The organism is Chromobacterium sphagni (assembly GCF_001855575.1).
GTDB lineage: Bacteria > Pseudomonadota > Gammaproteobacteria > Burkholderiales > Chromobacteriaceae > Chromobacterium > Chromobacterium sphagni.
The window spans coordinates 1,306,776-1,325,819 of the sequence record NZ_MKCS01000001.1 but is presented as its reverse complement, the minus strand read 5'-3'; the positions used below and the strand labels follow the sequence as shown (position 1 = coordinate 1,325,819).

Below are 19,044 nucleotides of genomic sequence, written 5' to 3'. Positions count from 1 at the left end.
TGTCGTCCGTGTGTTTAAGATTTTTATTTACACACGTTTATTGGGTAAAACACGCTTCTTTTGCGCCGATAACGCATTTTGTTGTGGCAATGTTTGCTGACTTTGTGGGTAGGTGGGGTTAGTAGTTGTGGCTACATTGCTGGTTGGGTTGGTTGGGTTTATGTAGGGGGTGGCACTTTTTGTTGGTAAGGCTTTGGGTGGGTATGGTGTTACGTGCTGTGGGTTGGGTTGAACGTTACTGGGGGTGGCAGTTTTTTGTATAGGTTGTTGCTGAGGGTTGGCATTGGGCTTATTGGGTGCTGCTAACTTAGGTGATGGCTTTGGTATTTTTAGTATGGGTGCTGGCGCAGAGGCAATACGTTTACCAACACGTTTGCTGCGTTTAGCTTTTTTCTGCTGCTGTGCTGCGGCTTTCTGTTTAGCTTGTTCGTGTTGTTGCGTCTGTATAGCAGTCCAAACTGCTATCATTTACCAGCTTCCATAACACTAGTTGTGCTTCTGCGTCAGCTATTTCAAATATTCTCATACATTAGTCCCTATGTTGCTAATGTATTTATTGAACAGAAAGAGTGACAGCAGAAGCGACGAGCTTGGATGTTATTTGGTAAAGCCAGAACGCAGCTGATTGCTTGCTGCGTCAATCGCAGCGTCTAACTCGTCAGCAGTTACCGCAGCACATATTGTCTCAAACGTTGTGACAAGTTCTTTCGCTGTGGCTACTTCAATCGCTGTTTTGCCTTTAGCCAACTCCAAAATACGTGCGCCGTAACGCACATTGACGCAGAGCTTGCCGTTTTCAGTAACAAACGCCCAACTTTTAAGACGCTTTGGCAGAGCGACTTGCTTGCGAATACCAGTTTCAGTGTCAGTCACGCTTCGTAGTTTTGTTGGCAAATATGCTGTGCCATTTTGTTCCGCTTTCGCCAGTTTTATTTGTTCGCGCAAACGCATAACGAGCCTATTGCGACGTTGAACAACAGCAGAGATTTGAGTGGGCTTTTTAGCAGCAGTGAGTTTTAAGTTTGCCAGTGTCATTTTCAGTCCTTTCAGTTTTTCAGTTGTGTGCGTAAGCGATTTATGACGCAGCGCAACACTAACAATATGCTCGTAAAGCGTTGCTGGACAAGGCTTTAAGGCTGTATGAACAGATAAGGTAAAAATATTTAACTTTTTCTGTTCAAACATAAATAAGGATATGAATAATGAAAAGCAAAACACTAACAAAACGGCATATGTGGCAGCGCAAGCAGACTATTTGGAACGATTAGCGCAGCATTGTGACTACACACTGACTTTACAAACCAGCTTACCAACTTACGCTATCAGCGCGACAACTATGGAATAGCGTTTAGACGCAACACGAAGTAGCTTGTGTCAGTTTCGTCTTCGTCTAAATCGCTTGCTAACTGGTAATGGCTGGCTACGCAATGACAAATATGTGCCCGTGTTTGTTGCTGCGATTGAAGGCACGCGAAACACATACGATAAGAATAGAACACTACACATACACATAGCGTTAGGTAACTTGCCGAATGCTGCTACACACGATTTATTAGAAGACGGCATTAGGCAGTTATGGGCAGCAACAGCAGTAGGCACAACAGACATAAAGTTAGATAAGCTAACAAAAGGCACTGAACAACGTTGGAATGAATATATTAGCAAAGACGCACATATAGGCAACTAGGAAGTTATTGACTACAGCAACACACAAGCACCAAAGCACATACTGGCAGCGATTTAATCTACAACACATAGGCACGGCTTGGCGTTTGACGCAGCGCTGGCGACAAACAAAAACTGATTGGACAACATAAACGACTTTGCTGACACTGGATGAAGTGTTAGTTGTATTGGTATTGTCTAAGCCTTTCAAACACACAATACAGACTATTGAATGCTAACAATAAGTGAGACTGGCAATGGCAATGTAGGTTTGCTATACAAAGTAGCAAAAAAAGGGGGTATAGGTAAAAATCACCAGCACAAAAGAAAATGGGTATGTGCTGAAAATAGCAGCGCAAAAAATACACAAAGCAAACTAACAAAATCAACGTGGTTTGTGCTGGCAAAAAGAGGTAGGAAAAACTTTGAACAGAAAACACAATATATGTAGCAAAACAGCACCAAAGCGAAAGGGCTACAAAATGGCACAGGCAGCAACACTGACACAGCAGCAGCTACAACGTGTTTTAGATTACTTGCGAACACGCAGACACTCCAAGCGTAACAGAGCGATTATTTTACTGACGTATTACGCAATGTTGCGTGTTGGCGAAGTTGCCGCTTTGCGTTATTGCGACGTTGTTGACGCAGACGGAGAGATTAAAGCGGAGACAACGATTAGTGCGGCACAAACGAAGGGCAACAAAGCACGTAAGGTTTGGTTTGCTGAAAAGATACGTGTTGAACTTGCTGCTTATCTGTCAGCGCACAAACCAAAGCAACTTACACAGCCATTGTTTTATACGCAGCGCAGTGACGGATTTACAGCTAACACGTTGACGCACATTGTGAATGGCATTTACAAAGTCGCAGGCATTAGTGGCGCAACGTCGCATAGTGGAAGACGCACTGGACTTACAAACTTAGCGGAACGTGGAGTGGGTGTGAGAACGCTTATGGCATTGGCTGGACACAGCAATATGGCGACTACACAACGCTATATTGACTTGCGCCCAGCTGTTATTAAAGCTGCTATTGAGTTGGTTTAGTCTGAACGACGAGAAATAAAAATAACCGAAACAGAAAATGTCTTTGGTAGCCAGCGGAAAGGGCTGGAAAGCGTTTGAGTTATCTTCCTATTGTGCCTAATAGTCTGCGCAAGCCAGCGCCAATCAAAACCTTTGTGCCCAGTTCCGTGCGTTTCTACTTTGTCGAGTTGATAAAGTCCAGCGTATAAAGTTTCGCTCCACTTATACTCCGTGTGTCGCATATAGCCCATTAGTAAGCTCCCGACATTTTTAATCCATACTATCGGGCCCACTTCGTTTGGAACGGAGCAAACAAAGTATTTTGGATTTGCGGCGGCGATATGCTCGATTAGGCGAACGACGATATTTTCTGGAATATGCTCTAACGTTTCGAGAGACATTAAAAAATCAACGTTTTCAAGCTCTGTATAGTGGTTCTCAATGCTGTCGTTGATTATTCGAAAGTTAGATTTTGAACCGTATCTCGATTTGGCTGTTTCAGCAAACGTCTGATCAAGTTCAATGCCAACATAACTTATGTTGTATCGTTCGTTCAATAAGCCAAACGTTTTTGCGTGTGCGCAGCCTATATCGACAACCTTTAGTTGCTTGTCTGGATTTTCATTTCTTAGCTGGTCAAAAAGTTCAATCAGATATTTGTACCTAATGCTATGTAGCCAACTTACAAGCGGATTGAAGTTTTGGTTCTTTTCGTAGCAAGTTTGTGTTTCGTGCGTCATGCGTCATGTTATTTGTTGTGTGGCGACGCTTCATTTTACTCGTGCTTCGTAGCAGCTCAAAGTGTTTTCTGTTTCTGCCGCGCAACGTGTAACCATAAGCGTGTAAAATCTAACAAACACAACAACCAACGTAAAAAAGAGTGCTTAAATACACAATGGTAAAGTTGCGCAAAAGTTACACAACGGACTTACGGTGCGCTGTAACCCCTATAAATGCTACGTTTTCAACCAACGTTACTATTGAGTGGGAATGAGCCTGACTCTGGCCATCCCCGCGCAAAACGCCCCGATTCGAACGGGGCGTTTTTTATTGCCCCTCGCTAGACGCGACTCTCGGTTTCGCTTCGCAGAAAAACCAGCACCATCCCCGCCGACAGCAGCGTCAGCGCAATCAGCAGATAAAGCAACTGCTGGAAAGCCAGTCCATAGGTCTCTGCCAGCCGCGCAGGATTCACCATGGGCAACAGGGCATGAGCCTGGGTCAGATTCCCCGAGGCCAGGCGCTGCACGACAGCGGCCGAGGTTCTTAGCCCGGCATCCGCCAAACCCTTCCCGGTAAACAAGGCCATCAGCGCGCCGGCCATCGCCAGCGCGATGCCTTCGCCGGCCACCCGGGTGGTGCTGAAGATGCCGCTGGCCATGCCGGCGCGCTCCTTGGGCACCACGCTCACCGACAAGCCGTCCATCAAGCCCCAGGGCAGGCCGCTGCCACAGCCTATCAGCAGCAGCGCCAGCAACATGGCGGGCGAGCCTGCCCGCGCCTGACTCAAGCCAAGCAGTCCGATCGCCGCCAGCAGCAGGCCCATGGCGGAAATGAAGCCGGCGGAGCGCCAGCGCGTCAGCGATACCGCCAGAGACGGCACCACCAGCATCGGCGCAGACAAGGCCAACATCCATAAGCCCGCCCCCACCTCTCCCACTCCCTCGATGCCGATGAAGCGTAGCGGCAGCAGCACCAATAGCGCCACATAACAATAGCTAGTGGCAATCGGCAAGCACTGCACGCCGACAAAGCGCGGGTAGCGAAACAGCGATAGATCCAACATCGGACGCGCCACGCGCCGCTCTATCCAGACAAAAGCCAGCAATAGCGCCAGAGATCCAAGCAACAGCATGCGTACAAGCAAGCTATACCACCCCAGTTGCGGCCCCTGCAGCAAGGCCGTAGTGAACAGCGCCAGCATAGCCGTAAAGCTGCAGGCTCCCGGCCAGTCCAGCCCCGCCGCACTCGGATCACGCGACTCGTGCATGCGCGGCAATCCCAGCAGCAGGGCCAGCAAGCCCATGGCCGCGCCACAGGCGAATATGGCCCGCCAGCTCAAGCACTGGATCAAGTAGCCGGACAATAGCGGGCCAAAGGCCAGCCCCAGGCCAAAAGTCGTACCCAGCAGGCTGAACGCGCGCCCCCTTGCCTCTCCTTCATATTCCTGCGCCAGCGCGGCCGAGCCGCCAGCCATCGCCGCCGCGGCCGCCAGCCCCTGCGCCGCGCGCAGCGCGTTCAGCCACCATATGTCCGGCGCCAGGCAGATGGCTAGCGAGACCAGCCCGAATAGCGCGATGCCGATGCCGAACAGCCGCTTGCGGCCAAACTGGTCAGCCAACGCGCCCGCCACCATCAGGCAGCTGCCAAAACTCAGCATGAAGGCGCTGGTCACCCAGCCTAGCGCCTGCGGGCTGCCGCCCAACTCGCGCCCCACGGCCGGCGTGGCCACCGCGCCGCCGACAAAGCTCCACGGCAACGCCAGCGCAGCCAAGCATACCGCCGCCAATACCGACCATCGCCCGCCTCCTCCACCTCTTGGCTCCATTTTCCCTCTTCCTCCGTCCAGCGCGCCCAGGCTGAGCCAGGCGCTGGTTGCAATCAAGAAAATGATAAGCCGGGCAATTACTCCAATAAATGGGCACAATGTCATCTTATTCATGACTTAATATCGGCAAATGGTGCTTACCATGAATGGCATGGACAGTTTGAGCGGCCTGTTGGCCTTTGTCCGCGCGGCGGAGCTGGGCAGTTTCGTCGCCGCGGGCGATCGTCTGGGCATTTCAGCCTCCGCGGTCAGCAAAAGCATCAGCCGCCTGGAAGACAAGCTGGCGGCGCGGCTGTTTCACCGCAGCACCCGCCGCATCAGTCTGACGCAGGAAGGTCTCCTGCTATTTGAACGCTGCCGCCGCATCATGGCGGAGCTGGAAGAGGCTTCGGCCGAACTGGCGCAGAATGCCGCCGCGCCTCGCGGTCGGCTGAAAGCCAGCTTGCCCTTGATCGGCCACCGCATGCTGTCGCCCCTGCTGCCGGAATTCCACGCCCGCTACCCGGAGATCGAACTGGAGCTGGACTTCAGCGACCGCATGGTGGATCTGGTGGCAGAGGGATTCGATGTTGCGGTGCGTAGCGGCGAACTGAGCGACTCGAGGCTTCAGGCCAGGCTGCTGGGACCATTTCGTTTCATGCTGGTCGGCTCGCCCGGCTATTTCCACCGCCGCGGCCTGCCCCTGCATCCTGGAGATTTGCTTGACCATGCCTGCCTGCGCTACCGGTTTCCGTACAACGGCCAACTGCAGCTCTGGGCCTTGCGTCATATTGGCGATGTGGCAACGCCGCAACTGAGCCATTTCCTGACTTGCAACAGCATAGAAGCGCTGGTCGCCGCAGCCGCCGACGGCTTGGGCATTGCCTGGCTGCCCGACTTCGCGGTTGGCCGCGAACTGGCGGATGGCCGGTTGCTGCCCGTGCTGGAGAATTGCGCCGCCGAACCGGGAAAGTTCTCTGCCGTCTGGCCCTCTAGCCGCCACCAGCCACCCAAATTGCGGGTATTCATCGACTTTCTGGCCGAGCGGCTTTTATCGCCAGCAAAACCGTGATCGCACTTCCCGCGCAGAGAAATGCAATAGGAATATCATTATTCCCGCAGAATGCCGCTCACGCGCTAAACTGGCCGCCATGCAGGCCCTCTGCCGCCGCTTCTACGCACCGCCGCCACATGGCTCAGGCATGCGCGCCGGCAAAGCTGAGCGGACCCATCATTACTACCAGAGCCGAACCGCATGCCGGCGGCCCAAGCACTTCGTGATTGCACATGACTGACTCCCACTCCGCAACGCTTTCCCGCGCCGACTACCAGACTCTGGGCCTGGCGGCGCTGGGCGGCGCGCTGGAAATCTACGATTTCATCATCTTCGCCTTCTTCGCCACCACGCTGAGCAAGCTATTCTTCCCGCCGCACATGCCGGAATGGCTGCGCCTGCTGCAGACCTTCGGCATCTTCGCCACCGGCTACCTGGCCCGGCCGCTGGGCGGCATCCTGATGGCCCACTTCGCCGATGTGCTCGGCCGCAAGCGCATCTTCAGCCTGACCATCCTGCTGATGGCCGGCCCCTGCCTGCTGATAGGCCTGCTCCCCACCTATGCCGACATCGGCTACGCCGCCGCGCTGATCCTGCTGGCGCTGCGCATTTTGCAGGGGGCGGCGGTAGGGGGCGAGGTGCCCAGCGCCTGGTCCTTCGTCGCCGAGCATGCGCCGCTTAAGCGCCGCGGCTATGCGCTGGGTGTGCTGCAAGCCGGGCTGACCTTCGGCTACCTGCTGGGCGCGCTCACCGCTACCCTGCTGGCGCGCGTTTTCACCCCGCAGGAAATGTTGGACTATGGCTGGCGCATTCCCTTCCTGCTGGGCGGGCCGTTCGGCCTGCTGGGCGTATGGCTGCGCCGCTGGCTCAACGAGACCCCCATCTTTCTGGCGATGCGCAGCCGCCAGGCCGAACAGGTTTCCTATCCCTTGCTGACGGTGATCCGGGAACACCGCGCCACCTTGCTGCCGGCGGCCCTGCTCACTTGCGTGCTCACCTCCGCGGTGGTGGTGCTGGTCGTGGTGACCCCCACACTGCTGCAACAACGCTTCGGCATGAGCGCCGATCACGCCTTCGGCCTGAGCAGCATAGGCATCGTCTTCCTCAACATCGGCTGCGTCATCGCCGGCCACGCCTGCGACCGCATCGGCCAGCGCCGCAGCCTGGCGTTGTACAGCCTGCTGCTGCCACTGGGGATCGGCCTGCTGTACGCCTGCCTGATCGGCGGCTGGGGCTGGCCGGGACTCGCCTACGCGGTAGCCGGCCTGTGTTGCGGCATCGTCGGCGTGGTGCCCTCCATCATGGTCGGCATGTTCCCGGCCAGAGTGCGCGTTTCCGGCATCTCCTTCACCTACAACATCGCCTACTCGATCTGGGCCAGCGTCACCCCGCTGCTGCTGATCGCCGCCATGCCGTGGAGCCCGTGGATCTGTGTGTTCTACTGCGCGCTGATGGCCGTTGTCGGCCTGTTCTGCGCTCGCCGCGCCCAGGCTGGCAAAACGCCGGCCCTGGATGAAGCGCTGTATCAGCAAGGCTGAAACCTGGGCTGGCGCGGTTTGACGGCGCCGCGCCAGCCTGTTAGCTTGAACCTTGCCGGCCGAGTTGCTACGCTGCGCAAACCCGCGCCGTCCCGATTCTTCCTTATTTTCATTCGCCAGGAGCTTGCTATGTCTACTGCCGCAATTGCCAAGGAAAAAGAACAGTTACTGGATGACGTGCGCCAGGTGCTGGCCAGCACGGAGGAGTTGCTGAATGCCACCATCGACGATGGCAGCCAGCAAAGCAAGGAATTGCGCAAACGGCTGGCCGACAAGCTGACCGTGGCCAAGGCCAAGCTGGTGGAGGCCGAGCAAGTGGTGGTCGGCAAAGCCAAGGAGGCGGTCAAGGCAACCGATCAGTACGTGCATGAAAATCCGTGGAAGTCGATCAGCATCGCTGCCGGCGTCGGCTTCCTGCTGGGCATGCTGGTTTCCCGCCGCTGAGTCCGCGCCCCGCCCATGTCTGAAAAACAGCACTCTCACCACCCCGGCAGCCTGAGCTCATTTGCCGATGGGGTGGTTTCGCTGCTACTGACCCGTGCCGAGCTGTTGACGCTGGAAGCCCAGGAATTGAAGGACGAAATCCTGGCCAACCTGTTCAGCGGCATGCTGGCGTTGATTTTGCTGGCCATAGGCCTGCTGGCCACCCTGTTCTTGCTGTGGATACTGACTCCTGTCGCATTCAAGGCATGGGCAATGGCCAGCATGGCGCTGCTGTTCATAGGCGGCAGCCTGCTGCTGCTGTGGCAATTGCGCCGCCGCCTGCTCCGCCAGGGTCCAGCCTTCGCCCTCACCATACAAGAGCTGCGCAAGGATTGGGGCGCCATGTCCGGACAGGAGCCCAAATGAGTCCGCAAGACCGCGCACTGAGGAAACAACTGCTGCTGATGAAGGGAGAGGCGCTGCGCCTCAAGCTCAGACTGGAGAAGGAGAGGCTGTGCCAGCCATGGCAGGCTGCGGGAGCCAGCGTTGGTCTCTTGGCTGAAAACCAGCAGTTGCAACGCTGGCTTTCATTGCTGGAGGACTGGATACCTTCGGCCAGGCTGCGCCGGCTGCTGAAAGCCGGCGGCAGCGGTTGGCTGTTATGGCGGCTGGCCCGGCGCTGGCTGCGGCGCTGAGCCTCAGGCGCTGGTCGCCCCCAGCGACGACATGCTCCCCTGATCGATGTTGATCCGCAGGTCGTCGAAGCCGGCATCGTCGGGCTGGCCGGCCAGCAATTGATCGACTCCATGCAACGCCTTGTCCGTCTTGTCCAGGTTCTCCGACAGCTCCCGGTCGCTGCCGCGCATCTGCCTCGTCTGCTGCTTCAACCAACTCTGAATCGCTTTCAGCGTCTGCAGCATCTGCATGACGTCAGGATCGGCGCTTGCGCCATTCCCCGCTTTCGCGGAACCAGACGACGCAGCAACCTGGCTGCCGCTCGCATCTTTCCCGCCTGAGCCAGCCTCGCCCCCCGCGTCCGCGCTGGTCCCGCCGCGGGCTGAAGCGGCAACCGTGGCGCTGGCACTGGCACTGGCACTGGCACTGGCACTGGCAGCAGCCTCGGCCTCGGGGTCTGCCGGCGCATCGTTTTCGGCATCCCCGCCATCGGCGGAGCCATCCGCTCCGGCAGCAAGCGCGCCCTGCCCGCCGGAAGCGGCAGCGGAGGCATCCGCACTGGCCGGCGCGGCGATATTCGCCGATATCTGCGTATCGTCGCCTCCGCCCTGCGCATCGCCAACCAGTTGCTTCAACTCGCGCGCCACCTGGGCCAACTGGGCCGCCAGCGCCTTGAGGCTGCCCTTGTCGTGGCCGGCGGTACGCATCATCCACTGCAGCATTTCCACCTTTTTCTTCAACATTTCCTTCATGAAGGGGTCCACCTGCCCCTTGGGCTTTGACGACGCCGGCCAGAACACCTTGCTGCGATTGGCTATCGCCAACAGGCTTTGCTCCAGCCCCCGGAACGCGCCCCCAGCGGATGGGGCAGCGGCATTGCCGGCCATAGAGTCCGGAGGGTTCGAAGGTGGAATAGATGCAGGCTTGGATGCGGACTGCGCCGCCTGCCTGACGGCAATGGGCGACAGCCCGGCGGTTGCTGACGATATCACGGACATGGCATGCTTCTTTTTTAGTGTTTATGCTTTTCATATCGGCCACAAGCGCCGATGCTTGAGCGGAAGCCGCCCATCCAATCCGCGCTGGCAAGCGGCGGCGTTTCGGTGTACCTTGCCGCGTCGGCTGCAAAACCTCGCGCCAGCAGCTAGCGTTAAACCACATCCCGATAGCCCATTGCCGTGACACTCAGCTCCCCGCCGCTTCCTCCCGCCGCCATAGGCTGGCTTGCCAGCCTGAACATCCGCACCCGCCCGCAATTGCAGCAGCGCGGCGCCGTCACGGCCTTTCTGCAACTGAAGGCCGCCGGCCACACCGTCACCCGCCGCCTGCTGTTCGCGCTGGAAGCCGCCGCCCGTGGCATACATTGGCAGCAATTGAACGACGGAGACCGGGCAGCCCTGTTGCAGCAGTTGGCCAGCCATCCTCCGGTAGCGCTGCCGCCGGATGAGGCCAGCCGCCGCGGCTTCATGCTGCAGGCGCTGCAATTGGCGGAACTGGCCGCCGTCGAGGGGGAAGTGCCGGTAGGCGCAGTGGTGGTGAAAAATGGGATGGTGGTAGGCCGCGGCTATAATCAACCGATAGGCCTGCACGACCCTTCCGCTCATGCCGAGATGCTGGCGCTGCGCGACGCCGCGCGGCATCTGGGCAATTACCGGCTGGATGGCTGCGACCTGTACGTGACGCTGGAACCCTGCCCGATGTGCAGCGGCGCTATCCTGCACGCCCGCATAGCCCGCGTGCTGTACGGCGCGCGCGATGCCAAGACCGGCGCGGCTGGCAGCACCGTCGATTTGTTCGCCAATGCGCAGTTGAACCACCATGCGGCGGTTTTCGGCGGCATCGAGGCCGAACGCTGCGCGGAACAACTATCCGCTTTCTTCCAGCTTCGCCGACAAAACAAGGAGGATTGAATGCGCGTCCCTGCCGCTATCCTGCTATGCGGCTTCTCCCTGGCCTGCCAGGCGAACGACAGTCCGGCCGCCATGCTGCTGCAGGCGCAAACCGACGCGCCGCTGCGGGAAACCCACGCCAATCCGCGCCATTACGGCGCGCCCTGGATCTGGGTGGGAGTGAAGTCGCAAAGCCTGCGGCTGTTCGATGGCTGGGGTCTACAGCAGAAGCGATATCTGGTGTCCACGGCGAAGAACGGCGTGGGCGAAAGCAGCGGCAGCTACCAGACGCCGCGCGGCTGGCACACCGTCTGCCAGCGCATAGGCGACGGCGCGGCGGAAAACACCATCATCTTCCGCCGCCAGATCACGCCATGGAAATACACGCCGGAGCTGCACGCGCAATATCCGAACAAGGACTGGATCCTTACCCGCATCCTGTGGCTGTGCGGCCAGGAGCCGGGATTGAATCAGGGCGGTGATGTCGACAGCTATGATCGCGCCATCTACATCCACGGCGCCGGCGATCATGTACCATGGGGAACACCCAGTTCGCTGGGCTGCATCCGCATGAAGAACCACGATGTGATTGAACTGTTCGACGCCACCCGCACTGGCGTCGACGTATGGATAGACGAGAACTCCTGATGCATTCCGCACTGACCCTGAGCACCCCGGCGCTGCTGTTTCCCGCCATCTCCCTGCTATTGCTGGCCTACACCAACCGCTTCCTCGGCCTGGCCGGCATCATCCGCAATCTGTACGAAGAATACCGCGACAGCCAGGACCCGAAAATCCTGCGCCAGATCGGCAATCTGCGCACCCGCATCACGCTGATAAAATGGATGCAGTTTCTCGGCATCGCCAGCCTGTTCTTGTGCACGGTGGCGATGTTTCAGGTTTACACCGGCTGGCAGGCGTGGGGGGAAATCACTTTCGGCGCAAGCCTGCTGAGCATGATAGGCTCGCTGGCGGTGTCGCTGCTGGAACTGGTGCGCTCGTCGGACGCGCTCAACATCCTGCTGTCCGACCTGCAGGCCGAATACGAGCGCCGGCGTTGACTCAACCGTAAACGGAAAAATCCCGTGGCATATCCTTGCGCGCCACCATCAGGTGCAGCGGCAGTTCCACCCGCCGCGTCTGGCTGGGCAAGCCCCAGGCGCGCGCAATGCGCAGACAGGCGTCGTCCAGGATATTCTCCCCCAGTGCCTGCTTGCACAGCTTGCTGGCGGAAGTGGTGTTGAGAAAACCCAGAAAGTGCTCCAGCGTCCAATCATTGCTGATGGTGAAACAGGGCGCCTTGAGCAGCGGCAATGGACAGCCGCTGCTGCGGAAGTCATCCCACAGCAGCTGGCAGCGGCTGGACCAGAACGGTTCGATGATGGACCACAACACGCTGCAGGCGCGGTCTATTTCCGGCGTCACCACGCAATGGTGATAACCCCAGGCGGCAAAAATCCCGCCCGGCTTCAAGACCCGCTGCACCTCTGGCCAGAACGAAGGGTGGTGGAACCAGTGCAAGGCCTGCGACACGCAGACCAGATCGAAACAATCATCGTCGAACGGCGTCACCTCCGCCGGGCACTCGCGGTAATACACCTGGGTATGCGGTTCGGCAACCGACAATTGGGTAGAGCTGATATCGGTGGCATCGACGCGGGCAAAGCTCTCGCCCAGCCGGACCGCGGTCTGCCCGCTGCCGGTAGCGCAATCCCACGCCCGCTGGTAACCGGGACACAACGGCAGCAGCCAACCGTACAACTCTTCCGGGTAGGAAGGACGATAACGCGCGTACAGATCGGCGTACAGGCTGAAGGTTGCTACGGAACCGGGGGCCATATTCATTACTCGCTAGGTAGAACCACTGAAACAATGCCGAAAACATTTTCAGTATTTATGCTGTAACCACGGCATTTGCAAGCCCAACCGCGTTTTTTCTTTCATATTCTCTCACTAGTGCCGCCACTCTACAACAACAGTAGGACACTCTCAATCGATTTCACACGACGACAATATCAATTAAAAATCAATGGTTTAAAGAAAACGCTCATCCACAACACCGCGACACCGATGCGGTGCCCGCAGTGGGTGGGGCAAATGCTGCCGTTACCATCTCTATGGTATTAAAATAATAAAATAACTTAATAATTGAATATTAAATTTATTTGCCATAAAAACACTGCTTGATTGCAGGCCATGCTAGCCTGAAAACAGTGGCAATCCGCGCCAGGAAGTTCAGCAATGGCAGCGGGACAACCTAGGCTCCGCCATTTATCACCATAAAAACCGCCCTGCAGAATATCTCCTCAGCCGGGATCTCTTAGGCAGCACAAGCTGTCAGGCGTCGCGCCCCGCCGCCGAAACAGAATAAAAAATGCCGTCCACTTGATACAAGCGAACGGCATTGCCGACATCGAGCCTATGAACTCGCGGATATCAACCGATACTCACCGGAATCTTGCCTATCTTCACCCGCCACTCCGCCGGGCCGGTGTTGTGCACCGAGGTGCCACAGGAATCCACCGCCACCGTCACCGGCATGTCCTTGACCTCGAACTCGTAGATCGCCTCCATGCCGAGATCGGCGAAGCCCACCACGCGGGACGCCTTGATCGCCTTGGACACCAGATAAGCCGAACCGCCGACCGCCATCAGGTACACCGCCTTGTTGTCCTTGATCGCCTCGATCGCCGCCGGGCCGCGCTCGGCCTTGCCTATCATGCCCAGAAGACCGGTCTGCTCCAGCATCTGGCGGGTGAACTTGTCCATCCGGGTGGCGGTGGTGGGGCCGGCCGGGCCGACCACTTCGTCGCGCACCGGATCCACCGGGCCGACGTAATAGATGAAGCGGTTGGTGAAGTCCACCGGCAGCTTCTCGCCCTTGTTCAGCATGTCAATCATGCGCTTGTGGGCGGCGTCGCGGCCGGTAAGTATCTTGCCGTTGAGCAGCAGCACGTCGCCCGGCTGCCAGCTGGCCACTTCTTCGCGGGTGATGTTGTCGAGGTTCACCCGCTTGCCGTTGGAAGGGTCGTAGGTGATGTCCGGCCAGTCTTCCAGCTTAGGCGGCTCCAAATGCGCCGGGCCGTTGCCGTCCAGATGGAAATGGATGTGGCGGGTGGCCGCGCAGTTGGGGATCATCGCCACCGGCAAGGACGCCGCGTGGGTCGGATAATCCAGGATCTTGACGTCCAGCACGGTGGTCAGGCCGCCGAGGCCCTGCGCGCCTATGCCCAGCGCATTGACCTTCTCGAACAGCTCCAGACGCAGTTGCTCGACGCGGGACAATTCCGCGCCGCCAGCCGCCTTGGCCTTCAGTTCGTGGATGTCGACGTGGTCCATCAGCGACTCTTTCGCCAGCAACATCGCCTTTTCCGGCGTGCCGCCTATGCCCAGGCCGAGAATGCCCGGCGGACACCAGCCCGCGCCCATGGTCGGCAGCGTCTTCAACACCCAATCGACGATGGAGTCGGATGGATTGAGCATCACCATCTTGGACTTGTTCTCCGAGCCGCCGCCCTTGGCCGCGCAGATCACGTCCAGCTGGTCGCCTTCGACGATCTCGAAGTGGACCACCGCCGGGGTGTTGTCCTTGGAGTTCTGGCGCTTGCCGGCCGGGTCCAGCAGCACCGAGGCGCGCAGCTTGTTGTCCGGATGGTTGTAGGCGCGGCGCACGCCTTCGTTGACCATCTCCTGCACGCTGAGGGTGGCGTCCCATTGCACTTGCATGCCCACCTTGAGGAATACCACGGCGATGCCGGTATCCTGGCAAATGGGACGCTGCCCTTCGGCGCACATGCGGCTGTTGACCAGGATCTGCGCCATCGCGTCCTTGGCGGCGACGCTTTCCTCGTTCAGGTAGGCCTGGTACAGCGCGTCGATATAGTCTTTCGGGTGATAACAGCTGATGTACTGGAAAGCATCGGCGATGCTCTGGATGAAGTCGTCCTGCCGGATGATGGTCATAAGGCTGTCTCGAGAAACCGGGCGCCGATGCGGCCGCCCGTGGATTACCCCGCCGCACCGGCGCCCCCGCAATTCCGGCGCCGCGCGACAACTAAAAACCTGTCTGAATTGTATCACTGTCCGTCACCAACTTTGATCCCGGACAAGGCATGCGGACGATCTCATCGCCAACCATCCTGCGCCGCGCCCGCCCGCAACAAAAACAGCCGCCGGACGGAAGTCGCGGCGGCTGCGGCCTTGCGCAAAAAGCAGCGTATTACTCGCTGGTGCTGGTATTCCAATACGCCTGGCTGATGTAGGGATGGGCGGCCAGCGCGGCGGCGATGCGGTCCAGTTCATCGGAATCCACCGATGTCGCCAGCAGGGTGGCGGTCATCTCCACCTCGTCGTCGCTGAACGACTCCACATCCAGATCGCCCACCGGGTAGTTGGCCTGCTCCAACAGCTCGCCCACCTGCGCCAACGCCCGCTTCTGCTCGTCGCGGCTGGCGATCACGCACAGCTGATAAGTGACTTCGCTGGTCTCGTCGTCGATCGGGCGGCGATTGATGGAGTTCACCACCGGCCGCAGCAGCGTGTTCACCGCCAGCACGAACAGCGTGGTGAGAAAAGCCTGGCCCAGCATGCCGGCGCCGGCGCAAGCGCCGGTGGCCGCCGAGCCCCACAGCGTGGCGGCGGTATTCAGGCCGCGCACGTTCAGGCCTTCCTTCATGATGGTGCCCGCGCCGAGAAAACCGACGCCGGACACCACATAGGCCACCACTCTGGCCGCGCTGCCGGTGCCATCCAGTTGCAAGGCCATATTGACAAAGGCCGCCGCGCTCACCGCCACCAGCGCGTTGGTGCGCAAGCCGGCGGTACGTTGCCGGTATTGCCGCTCCAGGCCGATCACCGTGCCGGAGATGAAAGCCGTCGCCAGACAGACCAAGGTATGCAACATGCCGAACAGGTCGATATCGAATAGATTATGCAGGTTGTAATGCATGCGTCCTCCTGCTTGTTGAGTGTTGATATATAAGGTACGCGCATCGTGGCTTTCCATGAAAACCACCATGCCCAGGCCCTAATGCGAAAACCGCCCACGAGGGGCGGCTTCCACACCGCCGGCGGCGCCAAATTCCACGTCGCCGGCCACACCTTAACCCGCCTCTCAGTGGGCTAGCAAGGCGAGCTCTGTCACCTTGTACACCACCATGATGACAGCCACGACCAGATAGCCGCGCAATACACCCATCCACAGGCGGTTGGTGCGCGACAGCACCATGGGCTTGAGCTGCGCCAGCGGCGGCATGCGCCAGTTGTGCAGGTACAGCTTGGTCGGCTTGGCCTCCTCCGCCAGATCGGCGCCGGTTTCGGCGTCGCGGCGCAGCTTGACGGTGTGAGCGGCGATCACCACGATGCCGCCAACGATGCCGCCGCCCACCAGGATGTTGATGATGGTCTGGCTGCTGATGTCCGGCCACAGCACCGAAGCGGTCAGAATCACCGACAACAGCACCAGCACCGCGGCGACGGCGCCGGTGAACAGATTGGTCCAGCGGCCGTTCACCCACGGACCCAGCACTTCCTTGTCATTGCACAGCAACAGCAGGAAAACGGAAGCGGACGGCAACAGCACGCCGGCAAGCGTTTGCACGGCATTGGTCAGCAGGCCCAGCGGCACGCCCGGAATCAACACCAGCGCGGCGGCGCCGGCGATCAGCAGGAAGTACACCAGGTAGAAGGCGCGCGCATCGGTCGGTTTGCGGTGCAGCGAGTGCTTCATGTTCAGCACGTCGGCCAGCGCGTAGGCGGTGGACAGCGACACCGCGCTGGCGCCGATCAGGCTGGCGTCGATCAGCGCGACCGAGAACAACACCCCGGCCAGATGGCTGTGGTATTTGCCCAGCCCGGCGGCAACCGCGCCCGCGTCCTGGAAATTGCCGAATTCCGGCTTGCCGGCGAACAGCGCGGCGGCCATCGCGATGATGGCGATGGCACCGATCAACACCATTACGATGCCCAGCCACAGGTCAGCGCGCTCATACTTGATGAAACGCGGGGTGATGCGCTTGTCTATCACATAGCTTTGCTGGAAGAACAGCTGCCACGGCGCCACGGTGGTGCCTACGATGCCGATGATCAGCAGCATCACGTCGGACATCTTGCCGCCGGCCGGCATGCCCGGCACAAACAGGTCATGGCCGATCTGCGCCAGCGGCGGATGCACCATCATGAATACCGGCACCAACAGCAGGCTGAACACCACCAGTATCATCGAGAAGCGCTCGAAGCGGCGGAAGTCGCCGGTACTGGCCGCGGCCATCACCAGCACCGCGGACGCCACCACCCCCCACTCCTTGGGCAGCCCCAGATACTGCAAGGCAAGGGTGATGCCGATGAACTCGGTGACGATGGTCAGCGCGTTGAGCAGGAACAGGTCGATGGCGCTGAAGGCGCCCCAGAACTTGCCGAAGCGCTCCAGGATCAGCCTCGCATGGCCGACGCCAGTGACGGCGCCCAGGCGCAGCACCATTTCCTGATTCACATACAGCACCGGGATCAGCAGGATCAGCGTCCACAGCAACGACGTGCCGTAATTCTGGCCGGCCTGCGAATAAGTGCTGAAAGCGCCGGCGTCGTTGTCGCCCACCATCACGATCAGGCCAGGGCCCAGGATGGCCATCAGCGTGCGCAGACGCTGCCAGACGCCTTTGCGGGCCGCCACATCGCCATGGCGGATGGTGCCGAAAGCACCGCGGATGTCGCCGACGTGGGCGCTATCCAGTACAGCTTCGTTTTTGATTGGATTGGTCATTGTTATCTCCCGACCGGCGGCCAAGGGAGGACCGCCCATCGTTTTGCAAGCAAACGAAGGCATGCGGGCACGAACGCGGCTGCGATGGCGGAAGACATGAAAGTCCCGCCCGGTGCAGACACGACATGCGCAAGCCTGACTCGGCGCCCAGTACATGGCAGGACGCAGTAATCAAGCAGTAACTAGCAACAATGGTATGGGTGGATACGCGGCGGCGGCCCGGATGGACCGCTCAAGATGCGCACCGTCTCGCCTCGCGGCAAGACAGCGGCCATTCAGAATGGAAGCTATGCCTTTGCCGGTCGGCACGACCCTGTCGTTAACCAACTACTACTGCAACTTTCCAAGGCATCAGCCCCCAGTAACGAAAACGGCGAGATGTTAATCCCGCGGCGAAATCATCGTCAACCACCCGATGACATCAAGATTTTGCGGCGCGGCAGCGCGGTTGGCGGCAAGCTGCCACAAGACAACCTCGCATTCGCCAAAAGAAAAAAATTGGCGCTCCGATTGCGATTTTCACGCAACAAAACGCCAAAATCACACAGTAAATTTTTGTGAACGATTTATATTATTTATTTACAAAAGCCGGCCTGCCAGCCGTTTTCAGCCGCAGCATGCCCTGTCCCAGCACCACCCCCAGCAGAATCATGCCGCCGCCCAGCCAGTGGTAGGAATGGATGGTTTCGCCCAGCGTCGCGCTGGCCATCAGCGCGGTGAACAAAGGCAGCAGGTTCATGAAGATGGCGGTGCGCTCGCTGCCCAACCGCTGGATGCCGCGCATCCACAGATAAGCCGCCAGCACCGACGAGCCTATGCCGGCGAACAACACTAGGCCGACGCCGCGCGCCGGAATCGCCATGCTGTCGGCGGTCAAGGTCAACGGCGCCAGCAACAATACCGCCATGCCCACCTGCAGATAAAGATTGAGCCAGGCGCCGAAAGGCGGCGCCCAGCGCCGCAGCAAAATGCCGTACAGAGCATAGGCGGCGGCGCCCGACAGCATCAGCGCGTCGCCGTGGTTGATGCCATTGGCGATCAGCCCCAGCGGATTGCCGTGCCCCAGCAGATACAGCACGCCGGCCAGCGACACCGCCACGCCGAACCAGGCCTGCCCGCCCACCGGCTGGCGGAATGCCAGCGCGTTCAATACCAGGCCCAGCAGCGGCACCAGCGCGGTGATCACGCCCATATTGGTGGCAGTGGTGTTGTGCGCGGCATAATAGGCCAGGCACTGGAACATCACCATGCCCAGCGCCGACAACAGCAGGAATTTGCCCAGCCAGGGGCGCAATTCATGGCGCAAACGCCACAGCGGGCGCAGGCAGAACGGCGTCAAGATCAGCGCCGCCAGCAGCCAGCGGTAGAAGGAGATCGCCGCCGGGTCCAGCACCTGGGCGGCAGCCTTGGAAACAACGGTATTGGCGGCCCAGATCAGCACCGCCAGCAAGGGGAACAGCATGGCCATCGCAGCCTCCGGCAAAT

20 protein-coding genes are annotated in these 19,044 nt (G+C 59.1%); 10 read left to right on the top strand and 10 right to left on the bottom strand.

Features of this window, described 5'->3' with window-relative positions:
- Window positions 1-27: 27 nt before the first annotated feature.
- Together BI347_RS23480 and BI347_RS22565 are read right to left on the bottom strand one after the other, a co-directional pair.
- Window positions 28-468, bottom strand: a complete 441-nt coding sequence (locus tag BI347_RS23480; RefSeq protein ID WP_139167184.1) for a hypothetical protein — start codon at window positions 466-468, stop codon at window positions 28-30.
- Between the two features lie 129 nt (window positions 469-597).
- Window positions 598-1,185, bottom strand: a complete 588-nt coding sequence (locus BI347_RS22565) for a DUF6641 family protein (protein WP_204378010.1) — start codon at window positions 1,183-1,185, stop codon at window positions 598-600.
- Between the two features lie 905 nt (window positions 1,186-2,090).
- On the opposite strand from BI347_RS22565, the gene BI347_RS22560 reads away from it, so the two are divergent.
- On the top strand, window positions 2,091-2,714 hold the full coding sequence (locus BI347_RS22560) for a tyrosine-type recombinase/integrase (protein ID WP_204378009.1): 624 nt from the start codon (window positions 2,091-2,093) through the stop codon (window positions 2,712-2,714).
- On the opposite strand, the gene BI347_RS22555 is transcribed toward BI347_RS22560, so the two are convergent.
- Both BI347_RS22555 and BI347_RS06360 read right to left on the bottom strand, forming a co-directional pair.
- A complete protein-coding gene (locus BI347_RS22555; RefSeq protein ID WP_083338728.1) occupies window positions 2,711-3,433 on the bottom strand; it encodes a class I SAM-dependent methyltransferase in 723 nt (240 codons plus the stop codon). The two genes, BI347_RS22560 and BI347_RS22555, sit on opposite strands and share 4 nt — an antisense overlap.
- 320 nt (window positions 3,434-3,753) lie before the next feature.
- Window positions 3,754-5,241 (bottom strand): MFS transporter, encoded by a 1,488-nt coding sequence (locus tag BI347_RS06360; protein WP_071115530.1) that lies wholly within the window; start codon window positions 5,239-5,241, stop codon window positions 3,754-3,756.
- A gap of 151 nt (window positions 5,242-5,392) precedes the next feature.
- Between BI347_RS06360 and BI347_RS06355 the strand changes: the two genes are divergently transcribed.
- The 5 genes from BI347_RS06355 (at window position 5,393) to BI347_RS06335 (ending at window position 8,930) form a co-directional block, all read left to right on the top strand.
- The gene (locus BI347_RS06355; RefSeq protein ID WP_071115529.1) at window positions 5,393-6,292 is read left to right on the top strand and encodes a LysR family transcriptional regulator; all 900 of its coding nucleotides are present in this window, start codon (window positions 5,393-5,395) and stop codon (window positions 6,290-6,292) included.
- Window positions 6,293-6,507: 215 nt separating this feature from the next.
- Window positions 6,508-7,812 carry an MFS transporter gene (locus BI347_RS06350; protein WP_071110998.1) on the top strand — a complete coding sequence of 435 codons (1,305 nt, stop codon included), beginning with the start codon at window positions 6,508-6,510 and terminating at the stop codon, window positions 7,810-7,812.
- A gap of 129 nt (window positions 7,813-7,941) precedes the next feature.
- Window positions 7,942-8,256 carry an ElaB/YgaM/YqjD family protein gene (locus tag BI347_RS06345; protein WP_071110999.1) on the top strand — a complete coding sequence of 105 codons (315 nt, stop codon included), beginning with the start codon at window positions 7,942-7,944 and terminating at the stop codon, window positions 8,254-8,256.
- Between the two features lie 15 nt (window positions 8,257-8,271).
- Window positions 8,272-8,661 (top strand): phage holin family protein, encoded by a 390-nt coding sequence (locus BI347_RS06340; protein ID WP_071111000.1) that lies wholly within the window; start codon window positions 8,272-8,274, stop codon window positions 8,659-8,661.
- On the top strand, window positions 8,658-8,930 hold the full coding sequence (locus BI347_RS06335) for a hypothetical protein (protein ID WP_071115528.1): 273 nt from the start codon (window positions 8,658-8,660) through the stop codon (window positions 8,928-8,930). Before BI347_RS06340 ends, BI347_RS06335 begins: the two co-directional genes overlap by 4 nt.
- Before the next feature lie 3 nt (window positions 8,931-8,933).
- Here the strand turns inward: BI347_RS06335 and BI347_RS06330 are convergent, their stop codons facing one another.
- A complete protein-coding gene (locus tag BI347_RS06330) occupies window positions 8,934-9,734 on the bottom strand; it encodes a hypothetical protein (RefSeq protein ID WP_139167183.1) in 801 nt (266 codons plus the stop codon).
- Between the two features lie 354 nt (window positions 9,735-10,088).
- Here BI347_RS06330 and tadA point away from each other — a divergent pair, with 354 nt between their 5' ends.
- Genes tadA through BI347_RS06315 form a run of 3 tightly spaced genes read left to right on the top strand, consistent with a single transcriptional unit; the run spans window position 10,089 to window position 11,860 of the window.
- Complete coding sequence (gene tadA, locus BI347_RS06325; protein WP_071111003.1) at window positions 10,089-10,820, top strand: tRNA adenosine(34) deaminase TadA; 732 nt, start codon at window positions 10,089-10,091, stop codon at window positions 10,818-10,820.
- Complete coding sequence (locus tag BI347_RS06320; RefSeq protein ID WP_071111004.1) at window positions 10,821-11,447, top strand: L,D-transpeptidase; 627 nt, start codon at window positions 10,821-10,823, stop codon at window positions 11,445-11,447.
- Complete coding sequence (locus BI347_RS06315) at window positions 11,447-11,860, top strand: DUF2721 domain-containing protein (RefSeq protein WP_071111005.1); 414 nt, start codon at window positions 11,447-11,449, stop codon at window positions 11,858-11,860. The genes BI347_RS06320 and BI347_RS06315 overlap by 1 nt, the downstream gene beginning before the upstream one ends.
- 1 nt (window position 11,861) lies before the next feature.
- Here the strand turns inward: BI347_RS06315 and BI347_RS06310 are convergent, their stop codons facing one another.
- The 4 genes from BI347_RS06310 to BI347_RS06295 all read right to left on the bottom strand — a co-directional run bounded on the left by BI347_RS06310 (window position 11,862) and on the right by BI347_RS06295 (window position 17,559).
- Window positions 11,862-12,638 (bottom strand): class I SAM-dependent methyltransferase, encoded by a 777-nt coding sequence (locus BI347_RS06310; RefSeq protein WP_071111006.1) that lies wholly within the window; start codon window positions 12,636-12,638, stop codon window positions 11,862-11,864.
- Window positions 12,639-13,235: 597 nt separating this feature from the next.
- A complete protein-coding gene (locus tag BI347_RS06305; protein ID WP_071115526.1) occupies window positions 13,236-14,762 on the bottom strand; it encodes a fumarate hydratase in 1,527 nt (508 codons plus the stop codon).
- Between the two features lie 256 nt (window positions 14,763-15,018).
- Window positions 15,019-15,747 (bottom strand): MgtC/SapB family protein, encoded by a 729-nt coding sequence (locus BI347_RS06300; protein ID WP_071111008.1) that lies wholly within the window; start codon window positions 15,745-15,747, stop codon window positions 15,019-15,021.
- A gap of 165 nt (window positions 15,748-15,912) precedes the next feature.
- Entirely contained in the window at window positions 15,913-17,559 is a 1,647-nt protein-coding gene (locus tag BI347_RS06295; protein ID WP_071111009.1) for an Nramp family divalent metal transporter, read from the bottom strand.
- 237 nt (window positions 17,560-17,796) lie between these two features.
- Here BI347_RS06295 and BI347_RS23475 point away from each other — a divergent pair, with 237 nt between their 5' ends.
- On the top strand, window positions 17,797-18,120 hold the full coding sequence (locus BI347_RS23475) for a hypothetical protein (protein WP_139167182.1): 324 nt from the start codon (window positions 17,797-17,799) through the stop codon (window positions 18,118-18,120).
- A gap of 10 nt (window positions 18,121-18,130) precedes the next feature.
- Here BI347_RS23475 and BI347_RS06290 read toward each other — a convergent pair whose 3' ends face one another.
- On the bottom strand, window positions 18,131-19,027 hold the full coding sequence (locus BI347_RS06290; protein WP_071111010.1) for a DMT family transporter: 897 nt from the start codon (window positions 19,025-19,027) through the stop codon (window positions 18,131-18,133).
- Window positions 19,028-19,044 lie beyond the last annotated feature (17 nt).

Coding starts and splice junctions, on each gene's coding strand:
- BI347_RS23480 (WP_139167184.1), bottom strand. CDS start 468: ATGATAGCAGTTTGGACTGCTATACAGACGCAACAACACGAACAAGCT.
- BI347_RS22565 (WP_204378010.1), bottom strand. CDS start 1,185: ATGTTTGAACAGAAAAAGTTAAATATTTTTACCTTATCTGTTCATACA.
- BI347_RS22555 (WP_083338728.1), bottom strand. CDS start 3,433: ATGACGCACGAAACACAAACTTGCTACGAAAAGAACCAAAACTTCAAT.
- BI347_RS06360 (WP_071115530.1), bottom strand. CDS start 5,241: ATGGAGCCAAGAGGTGGAGGAGGCGGGCGATGGTCGGTATTGGCGGCG.
- BI347_RS06355 (WP_071115529.1), top strand. CDS start 5,393: ATGGACAGTTTGAGCGGCCTGTTGGCCTTTGTCCGCGCGGCGGAGCTG.
- BI347_RS06350 (WP_071110998.1), top strand. CDS start 6,508: ATGACTGACTCCCACTCCGCAACGCTTTCCCGCGCCGACTACCAGACT.
- BI347_RS06345 (WP_071110999.1), top strand. CDS start 7,942: ATGTCTACTGCCGCAATTGCCAAGGAAAAAGAACAGTTACTGGATGAC.
- BI347_RS06340 (WP_071111000.1), top strand. CDS start 8,272: ATGTCTGAAAAACAGCACTCTCACCACCCCGGCAGCCTGAGCTCATTT.
- BI347_RS06335 (WP_071115528.1), top strand. CDS start 8,658: ATGAGTCCGCAAGACCGCGCACTGAGGAAACAACTGCTGCTGATGAAG.
- BI347_RS06320 (WP_071111004.1), top strand. CDS start 10,821: ATGCGCGTCCCTGCCGCTATCCTGCTATGCGGCTTCTCCCTGGCCTGC.
- BI347_RS06315 (WP_071111005.1), top strand. CDS start 11,447: ATGCATTCCGCACTGACCCTGAGCACCCCGGCGCTGCTGTTTCCCGCC.
- BI347_RS06310 (WP_071111006.1), bottom strand. CDS start 12,638: ATGGCCCCCGGTTCCGTAGCAACCTTCAGCCTGTACGCCGATCTGTAC.
- BI347_RS06305 (WP_071115526.1), bottom strand. CDS start 14,762: ATGACCATCATCCGGCAGGACGACTTCATCCAGAGCATCGCCGATGCT.
- BI347_RS06300 (WP_071111008.1), bottom strand. CDS start 15,747: ATGCATTACAACCTGCATAATCTATTCGATATCGACCTGTTCGGCATG.
- BI347_RS06295 (WP_071111009.1), bottom strand. CDS start 17,559: ATGACCAATCCAATCAAAAACGAAGCTGTACTGGATAGCGCCCACGTC.
- BI347_RS23475 (WP_139167182.1), top strand. CDS start 17,797: ATGCGCACCGTCTCGCCTCGCGGCAAGACAGCGGCCATTCAGAATGGA.
- BI347_RS06290 (WP_071111010.1), bottom strand. CDS start 19,027: ATGGCCATGCTGTTCCCCTTGCTGGCGGTGCTGATCTGGGCCGCCAAT.